Here is a 21,064-nt window from a genome sequence, read left to right as displayed (position 1 = left end):
TTCGCGCAGCCGTCAGCCCGGTGCCGTTCGAAGTCATTCTCACGCCGACGGACGCACGACCCCGTTCTCGTACGCATAGACCACGGCGTGCACGCGATCGCGCAGGCCGAGCTTCATGAGCACCTTCGAGACGTGCGTCTTCACGGTGGCCTCGCCGACCCACATGCGCTCGGCGATCTCGGCATTCGACAGGCCCTCGGCCAGGAACTCGAGTACCTCGCGCTCGCGATCGGTGAGGGTGGCGAGTTCGGGGGTCGGGTCGGTTCTCGAGACGCGTCCGGTTTCGCCGGTCGCTCCTCGATCCGCAGCATCGCCAGCTCCTGGACCCGCAGCATCCACAGCGCGAGCGCCGACCCCAGGGCGCGCCGCCACCGCCTCGATGACCCGCCGCGTGACATCGGGAGACAGCAGTGCGTCGCCGCGTGCGACGACCTGCACCGCCTCGATGAGCTGCTCGGGGCTCGAGTTCTTCAACAGGAAGCCGCTCGCTCCGGCCTCGAGCGCCGAGAACAGGTAATCCTCGCGGTTGAAGGTCGTGAGCACGAGCACTGCGGGTCGGGATGCCGCATCCCCTGCGCTCGCGGTGATGCGCCGCGTCGCCTCGAGGCCGTCCATGCCGGGCATCTGCACGTCCATGCAGACGACGTCGGGACGCAGCTCGGCGACCTGCGCGATCGCCTCCTCACCGTTCTCGGCCTCGCCGACGACCTCGATGCCGTCCTCCGAGTCGAGGATCGTGCGGAACCCGCCGCGCACCAGGGCCTGGTCGTCGACCACGAGCACGCGGATCACGCGCGCACCTCCTCCCCGCGTCGCAGCGGGAACCTCGCCCGCACGAGGTACCCGCCCCGAGCGCGGGGGCCGAGCTCGATCGTGCCGCCCGCCGCGGCCACGCGCTCGCGCATGCCGAGCTGCCCGAGTCCGTTCGCGCCGCTCCCCTCGCGGCCCGCCCCCAGTTCGGCCGTATGCGCCGAGCCGGTGTTCGCCACCTCGACCTCCACCGCGTCATCCGACCACCGCACGCGCACGTCGGCGCTCGCGGTCGCCCCCGCGTGCTTGCGCACGTTCGTGAGCGACTCCTGGGCAATGCGGTACGCGCTCAGCCCGATGACCGGCGAGACCTCGCGCGGCTCCCCCACCACCGCCAGGGTCGTCGGCACGCCCGCTTCGGTGGACTCCGCCACGAGCTCACCGATGCGGTCGAGGCCGCGGGTGCTCGTGCTCTCGGCGGCGGGCTCCTCATCGCCGCGCAGGGTTCCGAGCAGGCCGTGCAGCTCGTCGACCGCCTCGCGGGCACTCGACTCGATCGCCGAGAGCGACGCGGCGGCAGCATCGGGATCCTTCGCGAACACCCGCCGGGCGGCGCCGGCCTGCACGCCGATCACCGAGACGTGGTGCGCGACGACGTCATGCAGCTCGCGCGCGATGCGCAGGCGCTCGATCGCCACGGCCTGGGCGCGGCTGCGTTCCCGCTCGGCGGCGAGTTCGGCGGTGCGCTGCAGCAGCTCGGCCCGCGAACGTGCCGAGCGGTACGCGGAATCGCCGAAGTACCACGCGCCGCCGAAGTAGAGCAGGTTCGTCAGCACATTGATCAGGCCGAACGCGAGATACGGCGAGATCACGCCGCCCTCGCGCGAGAGCTCGGGCACCTGCTCGGGGGTGAGCGAACCGATCACCAGCCCCCAGAACAGCCATGCGAACATCCCGACGACGATGACGCCGCGCACGATGTTGGCCCGCAGCCGACTGCGGCCCCACGCTCCCACCGTGTAGATCGCGATGAACAACGAGATGTTCGAGAACAGCGCTTCGCCGACCTCGGTCATCGCGCCGACGACGAAGGCGACGGATGCCACGAGCGCGACGATCTCGGGCCAGCGACGTCTGGCGGCGAGCGGCAGGCTCATGGCGAGCACCCAGAGCACCGACCCCCACCAGGGGGCCCCCTCGCCCCAGCCCGTGATGCGATACAGCACGACGCTGGCGGCCGTCGCCCCGGCGAGCACGAGCGCGAGTACGACATCGTCGTGGTACGCCGCGCGCGGCGGTCGAGGTCGCACCCACTCGACACCCTCCACGACGGGAGGCGGCGGGATCGCGGTCATCCCTCAACGCTACCGATCGCGGCTTCGAGCCGGATCCGTCGTGTGGCGGAGATCCCCGCCCCTCGCTCGCCCACGAGTCCTAGGCTTCTCGCATGAACGGCGAAGCGACCGCGATCAACCCCGAGGTGCCCCCGTCGGGCGACGGCTGCGTCGAGTGCCTCGCGGAATCGACGTGGTGGTGGCACCTGCGCCGATGCGCCCAGTGCGGGCACGTCGGGTGCTGCGACTCCTCGCCCCAGCAGCACGCATCGAAGCACGCGCGCGAGCTGGGCCATCCGATCGCGCGGTCGTTCGAGCCGGGCGAGCGCTGGTTCTGGAACTACGCGACGGGTGAGTTCCTGCGCGGGCCGCAACTGATGCCGCCCGACAGTCGGCCGGTCGAGCAGGGAGCCCCGGCGCCGAAGGCCCTCGTGCCGCCCGACTGGCGCTCGCAGCTGCACTCGCCGCCCCCCGACGAGACCGCCGAGGGTGACTGAGCGAGCGCGCGTCAGGAGCCCGCGCCTCGCCGCGGGCTGGCGCCGGGTGCGCAGCGTGTTCCGGCGCGAGACGCTCGGCAAGGACGCCCTGGCCGGCACGATACTGGGCGTCGAGAGCGTCCCCGACGGGCTCGCGATCGGCCTGCTCGCAGGAGTGAACCCCGTTTCGGGCATCTACGCGTTCCTGTTCGGCATGGCGGGGGCCGCGCTGTTCACCGGCAGCTCGTTCCTTGCGGTGCAGGCGACCGGTGCGATGGCATTGATCGTCTCGGATACCGACCTCGCGAGCCGTCCCGACGCCGACCGCGCCCTGTTCACGCTCGCCATGCTCACCGGCGTCATCATGATCGTCGCCGGCCTCGCCAGGGGCGGCCGGATGCTGCGGTTCGTGCCGACCGCCGTGATGGTGGGGTTCGTGACGGCGGTCGGGGTCAACATCGTGCTCGGGCAGCTGACGAACCTGACCGGGTACTCCGGGCAGGGCGGCAACCGACTCCTCCGCGCCGTCGACACCGTGCTGCATCCGTGGCAGTTCGATCTGTCGACGTTGGTCGTCGGAGTGGTCACGATCGCCCTGATCCTGGTGCTGACGCGCACGCCCCTCCGCTCGCTCGGGCTCGTGGTCGCGATCGCGGCGGGCTCCGGTCTCGCGGCGCTGTTCACGCTCGGCTTCGGATGGGAGGTGCAGACGGTCGCCGATGTCGCGGAGGTTCCGTCGGGCCTTCCGGCGCCCGCTCTGCCGAGCCTCGACGATGTCGCCTCCCTCCTCGTGCCCGCGCTCTCGCTCGCGTTCGTGGGCCTCGTGCAGGGTGCGGCCGTCGCCGGAAGCGTGCCGAACGCCGACGGGAAGCCGGCCGATGCCTCACGCAACTTCATCGGCCAGGGGTTCGGCAACATCGTCGCGGGTGTCTTCCGCGGCATGCCGGTCGGCGGCTCGATGTCGGCATCGGGCCTGATCGTCGCCGCCGGAGCACGAACCCGACTCGCGCTGTTCATCGCCGCCGCCGTCATGGCGCTCGTCATCCTCGTGGCATCCGCCGTCGTCGCCTGGGTCGCGATGCCGGCGCTCGCCGGCCTGCTCATGGTGGTGGGCGTGCAGGCGATCAAGCCGGCTCGCGTGCTGTCGGTCGCGAAGACGGGGCCGCTGCAGACGACCGTCATGGGGGTCACGTTCGCGCTCACCCTGCTCATCCCGCTGCAGTTCGCGGTGCTCGTGGGCGTGGGCCTCGCGGTCATCCTGTTCGTCGCGCAGCAGTCGAACCGCCTTCGCGTTCGCCAGCTCGAGCTCCACTCCGGCGGCCGCATGCGCGAAGTCGATCCCGTCGACATCGTGCCGGCGCACGACGTGGTGGTGCTACAGCCGTACGGCAACCTGTCGTACGCCACCGCCCCCGTGTTCGAGTCGCAGCTGCCGAAGGTCGACAGCGACTCCCGGGGGTCGGTCGTCATCGTCCGGCTGCGCGGGGTCGACGAGATGGGGCTGTCACTCGTCGCCGTGCTCGGCCGCTACCTCGACGACCTCGAGAAGCAGGGCTCGACGCTGTGGGCCGTCATCGCCGGCGAGCGGATCCGCAACGTGCTCGCGGCCGGCGGGCTGCTCGAACGCCTCAGCCCCGTCGGCGTGTACGAGAGTTCGGAGTGGGTCGGCGAGTCGGTGCACCGTGCGTTCCGCGACGCCCAGGACTGGGTGCGACATCGGAGTTCGCCCTGATGCCTCCCCGAGCGGGTCCGCCTCCAGGTTGCGCTCCGAAGAGAGTTCCTTGCGCCTGCTGACCCGAGGTGGCCGTCGACACCGAGACGTGCTCGGGTTCTCCGCCGCGGCATCCCGCCTCTTTCGGGTCGTCAACCGAAGACACCGACGAACGCTCGACTCCTGCCGACGATCGGCAGAACCGTCGTGGCGCTGCGTGGCCGTCAGGGGTCTTGGCCCCGCGCCACATGTGGAGCATGATGGGCGGGTGGCTCGGGGGGAGGGGACGCGATGACCACGCGGCGGCAGGCGGCGACGAGCCCGACTCCGACGCCGCGCCGGGTGCAGGGCGTGTACTACACGCTGATGCTCGGCAATACGCTCGCCGCCTCGTTCATCTGGGGAATCAACACCCTGTTCCTGCTCGACGCCGGGCTCTCGAACCTCGAGGCGTTCGCGGCCAACGCATTCTTCAGCGCGGGCATGTTCCTTTTCGAGATCCCGACGGGCGTCGTCGCCGACACGCTCGGCCGCCGTGCCTCGTACCTGCTGGGCACCCTCACGCTCGCCGTGACGACGGTGATGTACTGGCTGCTCTGGGTCTGGCAGTCTCCGTTCTGGGCGTGGGCCATCGTGTCCGTGCTGCTCGGGCTGGGCTTCACCTTCTTCTCCGGCGCCGTCGACGCCTGGCTCGTCGACGCGCTGAGGGCCACGGAATACCGGGGAAGCCTCGAGACGGTGTTCGGCCGCGCACTCATCGTGTCGAGCATCGCGATGCTGGCGGGGTCGGTGCTCGGTGGCGTGGTGGCGCAGCTGACCGATCTCGGGGTGCCGTTCCTCATCCGTGGCGGCGTGCTGCTCATCATGTTCGTCGTGGCCGCGCTGCTCATGCGCGACCTCGGATTCACGCCCGAGCGGGGTGCCGGACCGATCGCGGCAACGCGCACGGTCTTCCGCGCCTCGGTCAAGTACGGCCTCGGCAATGCACCGGTGCGATGGCTGATGCTCGCCACGCCGTTCACCGCCGGGGTCGGCATCTACGTGTTCTACGCGCTGCAGCCGTACCTGCTCGAGCTCTGGGGCGATGAGGGCGCGTACTCCATCGCTGGACTCGCTGCCGCGATCCTGGCGGGGGGCGGTGTCGTGGGCGGCCTGGTCGCCCCGTACGTGCGGCGGCTGTTCCGCAAGCGAACCTCTGCGATCCTGCTCGCCATCGGCTCGAGCGCCGCGGTGCTCGTGGCGCTCGCCTTCACCGAAGACTTCTGGCTGGCGATCGCGCTGATCACGCTGTGGGGCATCGCGTCGTCGGTCGACGACCCCGTGCACCGCTCGTACCTGAACGACATGATCCCCTCGAAGCAGCGCGCCACGGTGCTCTCCTTCGACTCGCTGCTCGGAAGCGGCGGCGGTGCGGTGTTCCAGCCCTTCCTGGGTCGTTCGGCCGACCTCGGCGGATACGGCGGCTCGATGCTCTGGAGCGGCATCCTGACGGCCATCGCGGTTCCCTTCGTGCTCCTCAGCCGTGCCCAGCAGGCACCGGCCGACTCGGCCGTCGAGGTCACCTCCTCGGGCTCCGCTCCGGGCGACGAGCCGGCGACGGATGCCGCGACGCCGCCTGCCTGACGTCACGTCATCGAGCGCCGAGACGAGCGTCGCAGGGGTCGGATAGCATGTCGGCAGACTTCGGCGCCGGATGGCGCCGCATGGAGGGCATGAGATGCGAAAGGTACTGCTGCTGAGCGGCGGCGTCGTCGCAGCCTTCGCCGCCGCCGTCTTCGTCGGTGCCGCCGCCGCCACCACCGGTGCACCGGTCTTCTACGACGCCCGCTATCCCGCGCCCGCGACGACCGAGCCCAGCGAGTACGACGTCGAGCAGGGCGTCACCGGTCCCGGTGATCCTGCTCTCGAAGAAGGAGCTGAGGCGATCGAGTCGCCGACGCCCGACGGCGCCACCGAATCGCCCACGCCGCCTGGCGCCCCGACGCCCACGCCGACTCCCGAGCCGACGCCCACGCCGGCCCCGACACCCGGTGCGACACCGACGCCCGCTCCCGACGAACCGGGCGACGACGACCCCTCGGTCGACGACCCCCCGATCGACGGTCCCGAAGCCTCGTTCGACCGGCCCGACCGGGGCACGCCCACGCCCGAAGAGCAGCAGGCGTGGCTGGCCTTCCAGCAGATCGTGCGCGAGTGCATGGCCGAATCGGGGTACGAGTACCTGTACTGGGAGTGGTGGAACCCCAGCTCCCACCCGACGAACCGCTTCGCGCCCATGCCCGCCGACCTCCCGCCCGACGAGGTTGCGGCGTGGGAGCTCGCATTGCACGGCGACGCCGGCGTGGGCGACGACTACCGTTGGCAGCAGGCCGGCTGCTGGGGCTACGCCGTGCACGTGACCGGCGGCACGAACTGAGGCGAGACCCCCGCCGCGACCTGATCCCGGTCAGTCGGCGGCGAGTTCGATGACGCGCCCGTTCAGCGACTCGGCATCCGAGTTCCAGAGCTCGACCACGGATGCCGCCAGTCGCTCCTCGAGGCCGGCGAGCGAACTCACACGGAAGATCGTGGCCGCGGCGGGAACCTCGGCCTTGGCGAAGCCCTGAGCGAGCGACCGCATCCACGACTCGCTGGCGGCCTTCACCGCGGTGTAGTTCGCACTGCCCGCCGAGGGCGCGGCAACCGTCGTGGACGAGACCATCGCCACCCGCCCGGCCCGAGACGCGACGAGGTCGGTCCAGAACGCGCGGCTCACGTGCCGCAGCGCCGTGAACGACCGCTCGAGCACGCGGTAGTCCTCGTCGGACTGCCCGAGGATGCCGCCACCGCCGCGCCACCCGCCCACGAGGTGGATGACGCCGTCGACCTCTCCGACGGAAGCGTGCACCCGCATCGCGAGCTCGAGCACCTCATCGCTGTCGGTGAGGTCGGCGCGTTCGCCCAGGATGCCCGGCAGCTCGGCCGTCATCGCGTCGATGCGGCCCTGGTCGCTGCCGACCGCGATGACGCGTGCGTCGGCGTCGAGCAGCGCCCGCGCGACCGCATGGCCGGAGGCGCTCGTCGCTCCCGCGATGAGCACCGTCCGGCCCGCGACGGTCATGTCAGGCATCGGGCGTGTTCGCCGTGATGCCCACCGTCGACTCGATGACGGGCTTCATCTTCTTGTCGAGGGCCTCGTAGAACATCGACAGCGGGAACTCGTCGTCCATCACGAGATCGGTGTAGCCCTTCGGCGGTCCGGCGAGCACCTCGCGCGGAAGGCCCTCGGCCCACACCGACGCGGGATTCGGCGTCAGCACGCTGCGCACGAGCTCGTAGGCGGCGAGCCAGTGCGCCGTCTTCGGGCGGTCGATCGACTTCCAGTACAACTCGTCGATCGCGTCGCCGAGTTCGACGACCGCGTCGGCCACGGCGTCCCAGTCGAAGCTGAGCGAGACATCCGTCCACTCCAGCACGTGCTTCTGGTGCAGCCAGGCGAACAGCAGCTGCCCGCCGAGCCCGTCGTAGTTTCGCACGCGCGAGCCGGTGATGGCGAAGCGGAAGATGCGGTCGAAGATCACCGCGTACTGCACGAGCTTCGCGTGCTCGAGCAGCTGCTGCTCGACGTCGGAGAGCGGCGCCGCCGCGCTGCCGTCGGTCGGCACTGTCGTCGACCTCGATCGCAGCGTGCGCTCGATCTTCACCGACTCGCGGAACGCGGTGAGGTCGCACCGCAGCTCCTCGAGCGAGTAGAGGAAGTACGGCATGCGCTGCTTGATCATGAACGGATCGAACGGCAGGTCGCCGCGCATGTGGGTGCGGTCGTGGATGATGTCCCACATCACGAAGGTGCGTTCCGCCAGTTCCTGGTCCTCGAGCAGGGAGGCCGCGTCGTCTGGCAGCTCGAGCTTCGTGATCTCGGATGCCGCACGCACGACGCGGCGGTAACGGGCGGCTTCACGGTCCTGGAAGATCGCACCCCACGTGAACGGCGGGATCTCGCGCATCGCCACGGTCTCGGGGAACAGCACCGCCGAATTCGTGTCGTACCCGGGGGTGAAGTCGACCAGGCGCAGCGAGACGAACAGCTTGTTCGAGTACTCGCCCGCTTCGAGTGCGGCGATGAACTCGGGCCAGATCGTCTCGACGATGAGCGCCTCGACGTGCCGGTCGGGCGAGCCGTTCTGCGTGTACATCGGGAAGACCACGAGGTGGCGGATCCCGTCGATGCGGTGCTGCTGCGGCTGGAACTCGACGAGCGAGTCGAGGAAGTCGGGAATCCCGAATCCCTCGGCCTGCCAGCGTCGGAAGTCGGCGACGGATGCCGCGAGGTACGCCCGCTCGTGCGGGAACCGCGGCGCGAGCGCCTCGATCGACTCCACGATGGCGTCGACGAGGGCGGACGCCTCCGTGTGGTCGCCCTCATCGGGCACCGATCCGTCCTTCACCTGGAGCGCCTGGAGCTTCGTCGCGGACTCCTTCAGGCGGAGCCAGGCCGGGTCGGTCTCGACGCCCGCTGCGAGCGCGAGGTCTGCGCGAGTCATCCCGTCTTCGAGAACCTCGGGTTCGCCGATGATGGCGTCGATCGTGATGTTCGACATGTGAGCCTCCGTTCCCGGTACGGCCGCGAGGGCGGCGTGGAATCCGGCCGATGTGCCGGCACTTCAAGGCTAGACGCGCGCTTCCCGCGATGTGTTGCGGGCCGGCGCCGCTTTCTTGCGTGGCGCCGAGAACCCGCGGCGGACTTCGCGAACCGGCGCACGCCTCCGCCATCGCCTGTCGGAGGGATGCCGCGTGCCGCTCAGCGTTCCGGTGGTTTGCCGTACTCCTTCACGCCGCGCCGGTACGGACGGATGATGACCGTCGCGCCCGCCTTCAGCAGCTTCATCGACTCGAGCCGGTCGCGATCGCTGGGCTTGATGTGGATGCAGCCGTGCGAGAAATCGAGTTGCTCCTCGAGCTTGCCGTTGTACTGGTCCTCGTTCGGCTGCGTCGTGTGGATGAAGACGTCGGTGTCGCCCACCTGGTAGCCGCGGGGACCGAACGGGTTCAGCGTCCAGCTCGACGGCACCAGCGGGGGCCGGCCGAGGATCTTCTGCCAATCGAGGATCAATGCTCGCGAGATCGGTTTCTTCAGCTTGAGGGTGTTCACCCACTTCCCGCTGTCGGTGCGGTACTCGACCTCCGGTCCGGTCGGGCCCGCGACCGTGCGCACCTCGGCGCCCCATCGGATCTGGGCGGCATCCCAGAACGGCCCGACCACCGGGGCGCCCTTGCCCAGCTTGTACGTGCCCGGCTTCGACGGATCGGCGCGATGACCGCTCTTCTCGACCCGCGACTCCCAGGGGCCGCCGCGAGCCGTGATCATCGCCGCGACGCGACCCTTGACTCGGGCGATCATCACCCCCATCGGCCACTGGGCAGGTCCGTCGTGGCCGTCGGGGTACCTGATCGTCACGGCGACCACGAACTGATCGGGCCGGAACTCCAGCTCGATGTCCTTCGGGTCGGGGTCGAACAGCTTCCCGAGGATGGGGCCGACCTTCATCGCCACCTTCGGCGGAGCGTGTTCGAGGTACCGCTTGAACGAGTCGAGCACGCGCCGGTCGTAGACCAGGAGCAGTTGCTCCAATCGCTTGGCCGAGATCGGCCCCACCTTGTCGCGCCAGAATCCCGTGACGTCGTCGCCGTAGCTGCGGTACGCATCCAGCAGCTCCAAGGCGGCCACTCCGTCCGCGGACTTGCCCGACATCGAGGCCTGGAATGCCGTCGCGAGCCGAGGGCCGTCGAAGGGATTGGGGCCGGTCGCACCCACCAGTCCGAGCTCGCGCAGCGGGGCGACCTGGTCGACGGCAGCCATGAGGCCGGGCGGGTTCTGCCCGTTCAGCAGGAACAACGCCCCGCCGTCGGCCGTCACGTTGCGCTTCTCGAGTTGCTCGAAGACACTCTGCGCGAACGCCGACCGCGCGACCGTTCCCGGGTGCTTCTGGCGCTGGGCGAACGCGAACGGCGCACGCTGGGCGACCATCGTGGAGACCGCGCGATTCCCGGCGAGCAGTTGCAGGTGCATCAAGCTCGAATCGCCGACGGTGGACGCGCCGGCGCGAGCAGGTGTGGTGCGACCGCTCGTCAGCGCATGCCGCTGCGCTGCGCGCGCGGGTTCCGTCATTTCCTCAGGATGTCATCGGGTATGCGGTGGCGCGTGCCCGTTGGGGATGCCCGAACGTGACGGCACGAGGGCAGCGTGATGGTTCGTTCGATGCACGCGGACGATTCGGCCCTGAGGAAAGCTCAGGAATTCCGGACCTCCGATGAGGGGGCCGCCCGGATCCGGTGCCCGAGCGCTGCTCCTACCTTGGCGGGTATCCCCACACCAGGTGGTGAACCCAACTCCCGAAAGGAACGGAGCAATGAACACACGAACGGCGGCACCGGTGGCCATCACCGTGTCGCTGGTAGTCCTCTTGAGTGGTTGCGCGGGCGCAACCGGACAGGGCGGCCAGGTCCGCGATGACCTGGGCCCTGCGGCGAACGCCGCACAGCAGGGACTCGTACACGGCCATGTCGTCGGCGCCGACCGCATCGAGCGGGCGATGCAAGCGGCCGCCGCGCGGTCCGTGAACACCGATCTCGCGCGAGCCCGGAGCGCTGAGAACCGCCGCCAGATGCACGCGAACCTGCAGGTCGACGTGACGGTGCCGTTCAGCGCCGAGGTCCGCCGTGAACTCCATGCGGGCCAGCCGGTCGGCACCACGGTCGAGGTCGGGGACGACCTGTCTCCCCTCGGAGGTGCGGACTGAACCCGCGACGCCTCCTTGAATCCGACGGGCGCGGCGAGATCCACTGAGATCTCCCGCGTCCGTCTGTGGCGCGTGCGGTCCCCGAGAGTGCACCGGTGGGCACCGACGACGTGACTGCCGCCCCGGTGCTCGCCACGTTCGCGTGGCCCACGCCGAGCACGCCATGATGAGGGCATGACCGATGCCCCCGCGCCGCAACGTGACCGCACCCTCATCGTCATCCTCTGCGTCATCGGCGCCTTGGTGGTGATCGCCCTCATCGTCGTGTTCACGCGCGGTGCCCCGGCCCAGCTCGATGCGTCCTCGCCCGAGGGTGTCGTGCAGCGCTATGCCACCGCCGTGATCGATGGCGATGAGGACGCGGCGATGGAGTACCTCGTGCCCGAACTCGCCGATTCCTGCGAGCGCGTCGATCCGGGCGTCCGCGATCTGCGGGTCACGCTCGACTCGACGGCCGAGCGCGAGGACACGGCCGACGTGCGCGTGCTCATCAGCATCTCGTACGATGGCGGGCTCTTCGGGTCATCCGACTACGAGGAGGAGGGCACGTTCGACCTCGTCGCCGACGACGGCGGGTGGCTCATCGAGTCCGCACCGTGGCCCCTCACCATCTGCATGCCGGCGGTGAGCTGATGACCGGCATGGACGCAGCGGCGACGAGCCCGGCACGCGCACCGTCGCCGAGCCCGACGACCGGGACGACGCAGGGCACCGTGCGGCGTCTCATCGTCTACACCCTCCTCTTCGCACTCGTCACCATCGCGGCGGTCGGCATCGCCGGCCTGCTCGCCCGGCTGCTGGAACTCGGTGACCGGCTCGCGGTCGGCGGGGTCGCTGATCTCGCCCTCTCGCTCGCGTTCGCACTCATCGGAGGTCCGCTGGCGGCGCTGCTCTGGTGGGTCGTCTGGCGTCGGCTCCGAGAGCCGGCGGAGCGCGAGGCGCTCGCGTGGGGCCTCTACCTGGCGACGATGTACACGGTGGCGTTGATCGTCGCGACATCCGCCCTGCTCGGCACCGCGATGGCGGGACTCGACCGGGAGTGGCGGCCGAGCGGCTTCGCGACCGGCCTCGTGTGGGCGGCGGTCTGGATCTGGCACCGATGGATGTGGCGGCACCCGGTCAAGCGTCCTGAGCGGCTGGCCACGGTGCCCGCCGTCGCCGGCTCGGTCTACGGTCTCATCATCGCCGTCGCCGGCGCCGTGAATGCGCTGGGGTCGCTGTTCGACACGGCCATCCGCGGGGCCTCCGCCCAGGCCCTGGCGGGCAGCCCGTGGTGGCAGGGCGTGGTCGACGGCCTCGTCTGGGCGGTGGTCGGCGCTGTCATCTGGTGGTGGCATTGGTACCGCGACGGGGCGAAGCGCCTGACGACCGGTCTCGCCGCCGTGGCGCTCATCGTCGTGGGCGTGATGGGATCGGGCATCCTCATGCTGGGCGGAGTCGGCACCGCGCTCGACGTCGGGCTCCGGTTGGCCTTCGACCCCGCCGACCCGGCGGCGCAGGTCCTCCGGCCGCTCGGCGTCGCACTGGCGGCCGCACTCGTCGGCGCCGTGGTCTGGGTGCATCACCGTGGCATCGCGGTCGAGCGGTCCGACGGAACTCGCCGAGCGAGCGCGCTCGTCATGTCGGCCATCGGCCTCGCCGCGGCCGCGTCGGGCATCGGCGTGGTGTTGAACGCCGTGCTCGCGGCGCTCGTGAGTCCGCTCGCGGCATCCGGCACTCGAGCCCTGCTCCTCGGGGGCATCAGCGCCCTTGCCGTCGGCGGGCCGACGTGGTGGCTGAGCTGGCGGCCGACCCGGCGCGTGAAGCCCGAGGAGATCGCGCAGACGTCTCGCCGCGTGTACCTCGTGGCTGTGTTCGGCGTCAGCGCCGTCGTCGCGCTCATCGCCCTGCTCGTCGTCGCGTACCGGCTGTTCGAGTTCGGACTCGACGCCGGCAGCGGTGCGAGCCTCGTCGACCAGGTGCGTGCGCCGCTCGGGGTCCTCGTGGCCACCGCGCTCGTGTTCGCCTACCACTTCGCTGTCTGGCGTCGCGACCGGGCGGTCATCGCCGCCGAGGGCCTCGGCACCGAGCGCCGCATCGGCCGGGTCATCCTCGTCGCTGCCGGAGACGCCGCGCCGCTCGAGCGGGAGATCGAGCGCGTCACCGGGGCATCCGTCACCGTGTGGCAGCGCGCCGCCGACGAGCCAGCTCCGGCCGGCGTCGGATCGGTGACGGATGCCGCAGCCGTCGTCGCGGCGCTCGACGGCGTCACGGCGAAGCGCGTGCTCGTCGTGACCGGCCCCGGAGACCCGGCTCAGGTGATCGCGCTCGCCGACTGACGGAGCGCACTCGATCCCGAGCGTCCCGCACGCGGTACCCCGCGCCCTCGACTTTCCCCGAGCTGCCCGATCTTCGCGAGGATCGGGCAACTCGGTGAGGCGGCGTCAGGCCCAGCGGCGCACGGCCCAACGCTCGAAGAGTCCCACGATCGAGTCGGTGAGCTTGCCGAGCAGCGCGAGCAGGATGATGGCGAGGATGATGCGGTCGATCCGCCCCGTGTTGCCCGAGTCGCTGAGCAGGAACCCGAGGCCCATCGACGACGCGATGAGCTCCGCAGCCACGAGGAACAGCCAGGCCTGCGCGAGTGCGAGGCGCAGGGCCGAGAGCACCGACGGCACGACCGCGGGCAGCTGCACCGTGGCGAAGAGCGGCGCGCCCCGCAGCCCGAAAGCCCGAGCCGCCTCGAGCAGCTGGCGATCGACGTGTCGCAGGGCCGCCGAGACGATCGTGTAGACGGGGAAGAAGGCGCCGATCGCGATGAGGATGATCTTCGACTCCTCGCCGATCTTGAACCACAGGATCAGCAGCGGCACCCATGCGAGCGACGGCACCGCCCGCAGGGCGCCCAGGGTGGGCGCCAGCAGCACGTCGCCGAGCCGCGACAGCCCGACGATCGCGCCGAGGGCCAGGCCGATCGCCGCGCCGAACGCGAAGCCGAGCAGCACGCGCTGCGTCGAGATCGCGATGTACTGGCCGAGCAGTCCGCGTTGGGCGAGGTCGACGGCGGCGAGCCACACCATCTCGGGCGACGGCAGCTGCGACACGGGCACGAGGCCCGTGGTCGTCACGAACTGCCAGGCGGCGAGCAGCACGAGCGGGAGGATCGCGCCGCCGACGGCGAGGAACCAGCGCCGACGGGTGAGGGGCACGGATGCCGCGGCGCCGCCGCGCTGGCGAGACGCTCGCGGCTCGCGCCCCGGTCGAGGTGCTCGCGGCCCCCGCGCCACCGCCGACGATCCGCGCGGTGGGGCGGCGACAGTCGCGGCGGGCGAGGGTTGCGTGCCCGTATCCGCCGCGGCCGCGAGCGTGCGCGCCGCGGCATCCGTCTTGCTCATCCGGACTCCTTCCTTCGTTCCCGGGGTCGTTTCCCGACAGATCTTCGGGCGAATCGCCGTGGTGATGGCGGAAAACGACCCCGGAGTGGGCTGGGGCTGCTTGACGCGGCCGGGCCAGCCGAAGCGGCTGGGGCTGCTTGACGCGGGCGGGCTACTCGAAGCGGCCGGGGTCGGCCTTCGTGACGAACTCGTCGTTGATCAGGGTCTCGAGCGCGTCGTCGACCTGCTGCTGCGTGGCGACGTCGCCGAGCTCGACGAAGATCGGCCCGATCTTGCCGAGCACCTCGAGCTGGGCCTCGCCCGGCACGGGATCGACATCGAGGTTGGAGCGCTCGGCGATGACCTTCGTCGCCACCGCGAGGTCGAGCCCGGCGACCTCGGCGAGGATCTCGGCGGTCTCCTCGGGGTTCTCGGCCGCCCACGCGCGGGCGGTCTCGTAGGCGTCGACGACCGCCTGCGCCACCTCGGGCTTCTCGGCGAGGAACGACTCCGTCGCGTTCAGGAACCCGTAGCTGTTGAAGTCGACGTTGCGGTAGAACAGCGTGGCGCCCTGCTCCTCGGCGCCGGCCATGATCGGATCGAGGCCCGACCAGGCGTCGACCGAGCCGTTCTGCAGGGCGGCCCACCCGTCGGCGTGCTGCAGGTTCTGCACGGTGATATCGGATGCCTCGAGCCCCTCCGCCTCGAGCGACTGCAGCAGGAAGAAGTACGGGTCGGTGCCCTTCGTCGCCGCCACCTGCTTGCCCTTCAGGTCCTCGACCGACGTGATCGCCGAGCCGTCGGGCGCGACGAGCGCCGCCCACTCGGGCTGCGAGTAGATGTCGATGACCTGGATGGGTGAACCGTTCGAGCGCGCGAGCAGGGCAGCCGAACCGGCCGTCGACCCGACGTCGATGGCACCGGCGCGCAGTGCCTCGTTCGCCTTGTTCGATCCGGCCGACTGCACCCAGTTGACCGTCAGGCCGGCATCCTCCAGCCAGCCCTGGTCCTTGACGATGAGGCTCAGCGGGTTGTAGGTCGCGAAGTCGATGTTGAGCGTCTGGCCCTCGAGCGAGACGGACTCATCGGATGCTGCGGGCTCGGCCTCGGCGGCCTGGCCCTCTCCGGCGACGCAGCCCGACAGGAGCAGGGCGGTCGCTGCGGCGCCCGCGACGAACGCGGGTCGGAGGAACGGGGTGCGGGTCGTGCGGGACATGTGACTCCTCAGTTGTGCTGGTCGACGAGCCGGCGCAGCCGGAGCATCGAGACCGGTGCGTGTCTCGATCGGACTGTGGTCGACTCGGTCGGCGGGTTCGGTCAGTACGGGTAGTGCGGAATGGTGGTCGCGGTCTCGACGCCTCGGGCCGTGCCGTGGCGGTCGATGCCGAGTCCGTCGAGCAGGCGCCCGCGCAGCTCGGCGAGTTCGGCGGATCCGCGATCGCGCGGGCGGCGGCCCGGCACGACGACCGTCTGCCGGATCACGGCGCCCGGCTCGTCGACCTCGGGTCCGAGCAGGATGACGCGATCGGCGAGCTGCAGGGCCTCATCGACGTCATGGGTGACGAGCAGCACCGTGGTGGGCTCGGCGGCGTGCACGTCGAGGAGGAGGTCCTGCATCCTCAGCCGCGGGAGCGCGTCGAGCGCGCCGAACGGCTCGTCGAGGAGCAGCACCTCGGGGTTGCGGGCGAGGGCCCGGGCCAGCGAGGTGCGCTGCGCCATGCCGCCCGAGATCTCGTGCGGCCGGTGGTCGGCGAACTCCGCCAGGCCCACGAGCTGCAGGAGTCGCGAGACCTGGGCATCCCTCACGCCACGCGAGGTGCCGCGCGGCAGTCCGAGTGCGACGTTGCGAGCGACGCTGCGCCACGGCAGCAGGCGGGGCTCCTGGAATCCGACCGCCGAACGCCGGTCGTACGGCTCCACCGGGCGGCCGTCGATCGCGACCTCGCCGCTCGACGGCTCGTCGAGGCCGGCGGCGATGCGCAGCAGCGTCGACTTGCCGCACCCCCTCGGACCCAGGATCGCGACGATCTCGCCCGCAGCGACCTCGAGCTCGATGTCGCGGAGCACCGCACGAGCGGATTCCGCCGGCCCGAACGATCGGCCGACGCCACGGAACGCGATGGGCGCGGCCGACGTGCTGCCGGCACCGACGGCAGCCGTGTGTTCGGTTGCGTCCTGCGGGATTGCGATCGTCGCCGTCATGGCAGCTCCTCGCTCGTGGGAAGGTCGGAGCCCCGAAGCTACCGGCGTGTCACGCAGCGCGTCGACCTTCCTCCGACCCGCGGCGTAACGGTGCGTTGCACGGCGTAACGTGGCGGGTTCGCGCCGGGCTGGTCGCTAGAGCAGCTTCTGCTTGAACAACGAGGCGGTCTCGTAGCCGAGCTCGTCGTAGAGCCGGATCGCCGGAGTGTTGTAGGCGAACACGTTCAGCCGCATCGACTTCGCGCCCTGGGAGCGGGCCACGTCCTCGGCGAGCAGCATCGTGGCGCGCCCGATGCCACGCCCGCGAAAGGCCTCGTGCACGGCGATGTCCCAGACCCACCAACTCATCGTGTCGCCGGAAGGTCCGATCCAGAGCCATCCGACGTCGTCGCCGTCGGCATCGATCGTGAACAGGAAGTGTCCATCGACCAAGCGACCGCCGGGGAAGAACTGGTCCTCCGAGAGCCGACGTGCCGCAGCGGCCTGGTCGGCGCTGTCGCCGGCTCGCACGCGCGCCGCCTCGTACGCGGCCATGGCGACGGGGAGCCAGGCGGCGGTCTCGTCGTCGGACTTCGGAACGAGTCGGATCTCGGGCGTCGTCATCCGCCCATCGTGGCATGCGGCTCGAGGAAAACGTTGAACCGATCGCTACGCGAGCTGGAAGCATCACGTCGGCGTCTGAGGGCGCGCGGGCGGTCACGCGGCGTGGGCGAAGATGGTGGGATGACGAGAACGGTTCACGGTGCGCATGCGCTCATCACGGGGGCGGCGGGCGGCATGGGACGCATGTACGCCGAGCGGGCGGTCGTCGAGGGCGCGGCATCCGTCACGCTGTGGGACCACGATGCGCCGGCGCTCGCCCGAGCCGTCGAGGAGCTCGGCGACGCGTCTCGCGGGGCCACGCGCATCCAGTCGTACGTCGTCGACGTCGGCGATCTGGGCGCGATCGCGAAGACCGCGCAGAAGGTGCGGAAGGAGGTCGGCAATCCCGACCTGCTCATCAACAACGCGGGCATCGTGCGCGGCAACCGGTACTTCTGGGAGACCGACAACGGCGAGGACACGCGCCCGACCATGCAGGTGAACGCCCTGGCGCCCATGTACATCACCCGTGAGTTCCTTCCCGGGATGATCGCGGCGGCATACCGCCCGGCGCGCATCGTGAACATCGCGTCGGCCGCCGGCACGCTCGCGAACCCGCGCATGGCGGTCTACGCGGCGTCGAAGGCGGCCCTCATCGCGTGGAGCGACTCGCTCCGACTCGAGCTCGAGCAGGCCGACCACGGCAACGTCAAGGTCCTCACGGTCACGCCGAGTTACATCTCCACCGGCATGTTCGCAGGAGCGCGGGGCCCCATCCTCGCGCCGATCCTCGCGCCCGAGGTCGTCGTCGACCGGGTGTGGCGTGCGATGCTGGACGGGCGGCCGCTGCTCGAGATGCCCTGGAGCGTCGGCCTCTCGCGCGCACTCCGCGGCATCCTCCCGACGCGGGTGTTCGACCGCGTGATCGGCGACGGGTTCGGCGTCTATCGCTCGATGGAGCGCTTCACCGGCCGGAACTGACGCTCGGCGGGGGCCGGTGACTCAGCGGGGCCGGCGAGAAGCAACCATGGCGGTGAGGATGCCACGGCCAGCGCGTCAGTCGTCGCCGTTGCCGTTTCCGTTGTTGCCGTTCCCGTTCCCGTTGTTCCCGTTGTTCCCGTTGTTGCCGTTGCCGTTGTTCCCGTTCCCGTTGTTGTTCCCGGGCCCGCTGTTGTCGGGATCGTCTTGGGGCTCCGGCTCTGGGGCCGGCTCCGGCTCGGGCGCCGGTTCCGGCTCGGGCTCAGGCGCCGGTTCGGGGGTCGCCGCGACGTCAGCCGCCTCGAGGTCGGCGCGCACGAGGTCCATGGCGGCACGGATCTCGCGCTCGCGGTCGGGGTCCAGGCGGCCGGCCTCGACCGCGGCGGTGACATCCCGGTCGAGCAGGGCGAGCGCTGCGAGCGCGCCCGCGAAGTCGCCGGCGACGGCTCGCTCGGCGACCTGCACGACCGAGCCGTGCAGCTCTGCGGTGGTGTCCTCGGCCGAGACGCACGCCGACATGCCGAGCGTGAGCGTGCCGGAGATGACCATGGCCGCGAGCACGCGTCGTCGGCCTCGGAGCCCACGTCGCGTCATCCGGTCACCGCCTGTTCGAGCTCTTCGAGGTGGACACCGAGCTGACCCGGCACGTTCGGCATGGGTTCGAGTTCGGCCGTGGTGTCGGGACCCATCAGGGCGGCGGAGATGACCCAGACCACCGCAGCCGCGAGCACGGCGAGGAGACCGATGACGATCGCGAGGCGAGCGCCTCGCCGGGAAGCCGTACCGCCGGGGGCACTCTGGGGGCGGACTCGGCGAGCGCGCTCCCGCTCACGTTCGGCCCGGCTCCCCGGAGCGGGTGCGTCGGGCGCCGCGACCGGCGGGCCGAAGAAGCTGCGGTCGGGTGCAGGCAGCACCCGCGTCGCGGAGGTCTGCTGCGTCGGTCGAGGCGATGCCGTCGGAACGATCGTGTCGGAGTCGGCGATCGGATCGCCCGTCGCCGGTGATTCCTCAGCTCCGCCCGGGTCGGCGACCGCGGCCGTCGGGATCTCGGCCACGTCGGAGTACGCGACGGTCGGTGCCGTCATCGGCGGCATCGGCGTCTCGTCGAGGCCGGCAGCTGCCCCCGCGACATCGATGGCGCTCGGACGATCGGCCGGCTCGCGAGCCGTCATGGTGCGGAGCAGGGCCACCCAGTCATCGCCGAGCGATGCCGGGATCTCGGGATCACGCGCGAGCCGGGCACTGGCGGCTTCGACCGCCGGGCCGGGGAAGGCGGTCTCTCCGGTTCGGGCCTCGAGCACGACGAGCCCGAGTGCGTAGATATCGGCCGCCGGCGTCGGCGGTGTTCCGGTCACCTGTTCGGGTGCCAGGTAGCCCGGGGTTCCCACGAGGAGCCCGGTGCTGGTGATCCTGGCGTCGTCGACGAGCCGCGCGATCCCGAAGTCGGCGAGCTTGGCGTTCCATGTGCGGGTGGGCACGTGAGAGGGCTCGAGCAGCACGTTCGCGGGCTTCACGTCGCGGTGCACGATGCCGCGTTCGTGGATGACGTGCAACGCCTCGGCGAGATCGGCGAGCACCGCGGCGGCATCCGTCGGGCTCAGCGGCCCGAGTCGAAGTGTCTCGCGGAGATCACGGCCGTCGATGAGTTCCATGACGAGGAACTCGCGGCCCGAGGCCGGATCCCGGGCCGCGTCGTACAGCCGTACGAGGGCACGATGCGACACGCTCGCGAACAGTGCCGTCTCCGACTTGCGGCGCTCGGCGTCGTCGATCCCCTCGGCGTTCTCGGCGAAGACCTTCACGGCAACCGAGCGCCCCAGCGAAAGGTCCTCGCCACGATAGACGCTCGCCATTCCTCCACGGCCGATCAGGCCGTCGAGGCGGTAGCGGCCGCCGAGAACCACTCCGGTGAAGGAGTCGCCCGCGACGCGGTCGGCTGAGGTCGTCACGAGTCCGAGAGTAGCCTTCGTGCCTGAACGTCGCCCGTTTCGGCTGACGGGTTGACGACGCGGACCCGCTCTGGAACTCTTGCGCCGGTCAGCCGAAGATCATCGGCACATCTTCGTCGTTCGGGCCATGCGCCAACTCGACGAGCACGGGGACGTGATCGGACGGCGCATTGCCCTTGCGTTCATTGCGGTGGATCGACGCATCGGTCACCGCGTCGGCGAAAACCTTCGAACCGAGGATGAAGTCGATGCGCATGCCCTCGTTGCGGGGGAAGCGGAGCTGCTTGTAATCCCAGTAGGTGAAGCCCTCGGGAACCCGCGGGCGCACCACGTCGGTCACTCCCGCGGCCTCCAGCGCGAAGAACGCCTGCCGCTCCTGCGGCGACACGTGCGTCGACACGCCCTCGACGACGGCCGGATCGCCGTTGTCCTGGTCGAACGGCGCGATGTTGAAATCGCCCATGAGGGCGAACGGTCGGTCGGGATGCGTGGATGTCTCGGTGCGCGCGAGGTCGGCGAGTGCGGCGAGCCAGTCGAGCTTGTACGTATAGTGCGGATCGCCCAACGAGCGGCCGTTCGGGACGTAGAGGCTCCACAGGCGGACCCCGTCGATGGTCGCGCCGATCGCACGAGCCTCCTTGGGGAGGTCGGGCCCCTCCTCACCCTTCAAGAAGCCTGGCATGCGGGGAAAGCTCGTCTCGACGTCGTGAATGGGGGAGCGGCTGGCGATTGCAACTCCGTTCCACTGGTTGAACCCATGGATCGCGAGCCCGTAGCCCTCGCGTTCGAACACCTCGGCCGGGAACTGCTCGGGCTTGCACTTGATCTCTTGCATGGCCAGCACGTCGACGTCTTCGCGCACCATCCAGTCGACCACGCGATTGACGCGGCTGCGGATCGAATTGACGTTCCAGGTGGCGATGCGCATGCGCTCCAGCCTATTCGGGGCT

The 21,064-nt window shown here is 70.5% G+C and carries 20 protein-coding genes; 8 read left to right on the top strand and 12 right to left on the bottom strand.

Annotated features, from left to right (window positions below):
• Positions 1 to 39 precede the first annotated feature (39 nt).
• Positions 40 to 792: a response regulator transcription factor gene (locus HUS56_RS01380; RefSeq protein ID WP_173921619.1), complete on the bottom strand. Its 753-nt coding sequence runs from the start codon at positions 790 to 792 to the stop codon at positions 40 to 42.
• On the bottom strand, positions 789 to 2,105 hold the full coding sequence (locus tag HUS56_RS01375) for a sensor histidine kinase (protein ID WP_173921618.1): 1,317 nt from the start codon (positions 2,103 to 2,105) through the stop codon (positions 789 to 791). Before HUS56_RS01375 ends, HUS56_RS01380 begins: the two co-directional genes overlap by 4 nt.
• A 92-nt stretch (positions 2,106 to 2,197) precedes the next feature.
• On the opposite strand from HUS56_RS01375, the gene HUS56_RS01370 reads away from it, so the two are divergent.
• From HUS56_RS01370 to HUS56_RS01355, 4 genes are all read left to right on the top strand, one after another.
• On the top strand, positions 2,198 to 2,581 hold the full coding sequence (locus HUS56_RS01370; RefSeq protein ID WP_173921617.1) for a UBP-type zinc finger domain-containing protein: 384 nt from the start codon (positions 2,198 to 2,200) through the stop codon (positions 2,579 to 2,581).
• Positions 2,574 to 4,292 carry a SulP family inorganic anion transporter gene (locus HUS56_RS01365; RefSeq protein ID WP_254431231.1) on the top strand — a complete coding sequence of 573 codons (1,719 nt, stop codon included), beginning with the start codon at positions 2,574 to 2,576 and terminating at the stop codon, positions 4,290 to 4,292. Before HUS56_RS01370 ends, HUS56_RS01365 begins: the two co-directional genes overlap by 8 nt.
• A gap of 270 nt (positions 4,293 to 4,562) precedes the next feature.
• Positions 4,563 to 5,894, top strand: coding sequence for an MFS transporter (locus HUS56_RS01360; protein ID WP_173921616.1), 1,332 nt, complete (start codon positions 4,563 to 4,565; stop codon positions 5,892 to 5,894).
• A gap of 94 nt (positions 5,895 to 5,988) precedes the next feature.
• Positions 5,989 to 6,687, top strand: a complete 699-nt coding sequence (locus tag HUS56_RS01355) for a hypothetical protein (RefSeq protein ID WP_173921577.1) — start codon at positions 5,989 to 5,991, stop codon at positions 6,685 to 6,687.
• Between the two features lie 30 nt (positions 6,688 to 6,717).
• Here the strand turns inward: HUS56_RS01355 and HUS56_RS01350 are convergent, their stop codons facing one another.
• The 3 genes from HUS56_RS01350 to HUS56_RS01340 all read right to left on the bottom strand — a co-directional run bounded on the left by HUS56_RS01350 (position 6,718) and on the right by HUS56_RS01340 (position 10,419).
• Entirely contained in the window at positions 6,718 to 7,380 is a 663-nt protein-coding gene (locus HUS56_RS01350) for an SDR family oxidoreductase (RefSeq protein WP_173921615.1), read from the bottom strand.
• Positions 7,373 to 8,851 carry a DUF6421 family protein gene (locus tag HUS56_RS01345; RefSeq protein ID WP_173921614.1) on the bottom strand — a complete coding sequence of 493 codons (1,479 nt, stop codon included), beginning with the start codon at positions 8,849 to 8,851 and terminating at the stop codon, positions 7,373 to 7,375. The genes HUS56_RS01350 and HUS56_RS01345 overlap by 8 nt, the downstream gene beginning before the upstream one ends.
• Before the next feature lie 200 nt (positions 8,852 to 9,051).
• Positions 9,052 to 10,419, bottom strand: a complete 1,368-nt coding sequence (locus HUS56_RS01340) for a L,D-transpeptidase (protein WP_173921613.1) — start codon at positions 10,417 to 10,419, stop codon at positions 9,052 to 9,054.
• Positions 10,420 to 10,660: 241 nt separating this feature from the next.
• Here HUS56_RS01340 and HUS56_RS01335 point away from each other — a divergent pair, with 241 nt between their 5' ends.
• From HUS56_RS01335 to HUS56_RS01325, 3 genes are all read left to right on the top strand, one after another.
• Positions 10,661 to 11,050 carry a hypothetical protein gene (locus HUS56_RS01335; protein ID WP_173921612.1) on the top strand — a complete coding sequence of 130 codons (390 nt, stop codon included), beginning with the start codon at positions 10,661 to 10,663 and terminating at the stop codon, positions 11,048 to 11,050.
• A gap of 174 nt (positions 11,051 to 11,224) precedes the next feature.
• Entirely contained in the window at positions 11,225 to 11,683 is a 459-nt protein-coding gene (locus HUS56_RS01330; RefSeq protein ID WP_173921611.1) for a hypothetical protein, read from the top strand.
• Positions 11,647 to 13,368: a DUF5671 domain-containing protein gene (locus HUS56_RS01325; protein WP_254431230.1), complete on the top strand. Its 1,722-nt coding sequence runs from the start codon at positions 11,647 to 11,649 to the stop codon at positions 13,366 to 13,368. The genes HUS56_RS01330 and HUS56_RS01325 overlap by 37 nt, the downstream gene beginning before the upstream one ends.
• A gap of 105 nt (positions 13,369 to 13,473) precedes the next feature.
• Here the strand turns inward: HUS56_RS01325 and HUS56_RS01320 are convergent, their stop codons facing one another.
• The 4 genes from HUS56_RS01320 to HUS56_RS01305 form a co-directional block, all read right to left on the bottom strand.
• A complete protein-coding gene (locus tag HUS56_RS01320; RefSeq protein WP_217423907.1) occupies positions 13,474 to 14,424 on the bottom strand; it encodes an ABC transporter permease in 951 nt (316 codons plus the stop codon).
• 151 nt (positions 14,425 to 14,575) lie between these two features.
• A complete protein-coding gene (locus HUS56_RS01315) occupies positions 14,576 to 15,619 on the bottom strand; it encodes an aliphatic sulfonate ABC transporter substrate-binding protein (RefSeq protein ID WP_173921610.1) in 1,044 nt (347 codons plus the stop codon).
• Between the two features lie 101 nt (positions 15,620 to 15,720).
• Positions 15,721 to 16,605: an ABC transporter ATP-binding protein gene (locus tag HUS56_RS01310; protein WP_173921609.1), complete on the bottom strand. Its 885-nt coding sequence runs from the start codon at positions 16,603 to 16,605 to the stop codon at positions 15,721 to 15,723.
• A 135-nt stretch (positions 16,606 to 16,740) separates the two neighbouring features.
• Positions 16,741 to 17,208, bottom strand: coding sequence for a GNAT family N-acetyltransferase (locus HUS56_RS01305; protein ID WP_173921608.1), 468 nt, complete (start codon positions 17,206 to 17,208; stop codon positions 16,741 to 16,743).
• Between the two features lie 120 nt (positions 17,209 to 17,328).
• Here HUS56_RS01305 and HUS56_RS01300 point away from each other — a divergent pair, with 120 nt between their 5' ends.
• A complete protein-coding gene (locus HUS56_RS01300) occupies positions 17,329 to 18,168 on the top strand; it encodes an SDR family NAD(P)-dependent oxidoreductase (RefSeq protein WP_173921607.1) in 840 nt (279 codons plus the stop codon).
• A 75-nt stretch (positions 18,169 to 18,243) separates the two neighbouring features.
• On the opposite strand, the gene HUS56_RS01295 is transcribed toward HUS56_RS01300, so the two are convergent.
• The 3 genes from HUS56_RS01295 to HUS56_RS01285 all read right to left on the bottom strand — a co-directional run bounded on the left by HUS56_RS01295 (position 18,244) and on the right by HUS56_RS01285 (position 21,042).
• The gene (locus HUS56_RS01295) at positions 18,244 to 18,759 is read right to left on the bottom strand and encodes a hypothetical protein (RefSeq protein ID WP_173921576.1); all 516 of its coding nucleotides are present in this window, start codon (positions 18,757 to 18,759) and stop codon (positions 18,244 to 18,246) included.
• Positions 18,756 to 20,114: a serine/threonine-protein kinase gene (locus HUS56_RS01290; protein WP_173921606.1), complete on the bottom strand. Its 1,359-nt coding sequence runs from the start codon at positions 20,112 to 20,114 to the stop codon at positions 18,756 to 18,758. The genes HUS56_RS01295 and HUS56_RS01290 overlap by 4 nt, the downstream gene beginning before the upstream one ends.
• Positions 20,115 to 20,202: 88 nt before the next feature.
• Positions 20,203 to 21,042, bottom strand: a complete 840-nt coding sequence (locus HUS56_RS01285; protein WP_173921605.1) for an exodeoxyribonuclease III — start codon at positions 21,040 to 21,042, stop codon at positions 20,203 to 20,205.
• Positions 21,043 to 21,064: the final 22 nt, after the last annotated feature.

Origin of the sequence: Agromyces sp. Marseille-P2726, assembly GCF_902809835.1 — a bacterium.
Lineage (GTDB): Bacteria > Actinomycetota > Actinomycetes > Actinomycetales > Microbacteriaceae > Agromyces.
The sequence above is the reverse complement of the archived record's forward strand: the minus strand, read 5'-3'. Positions and strand labels throughout refer to the sequence as shown.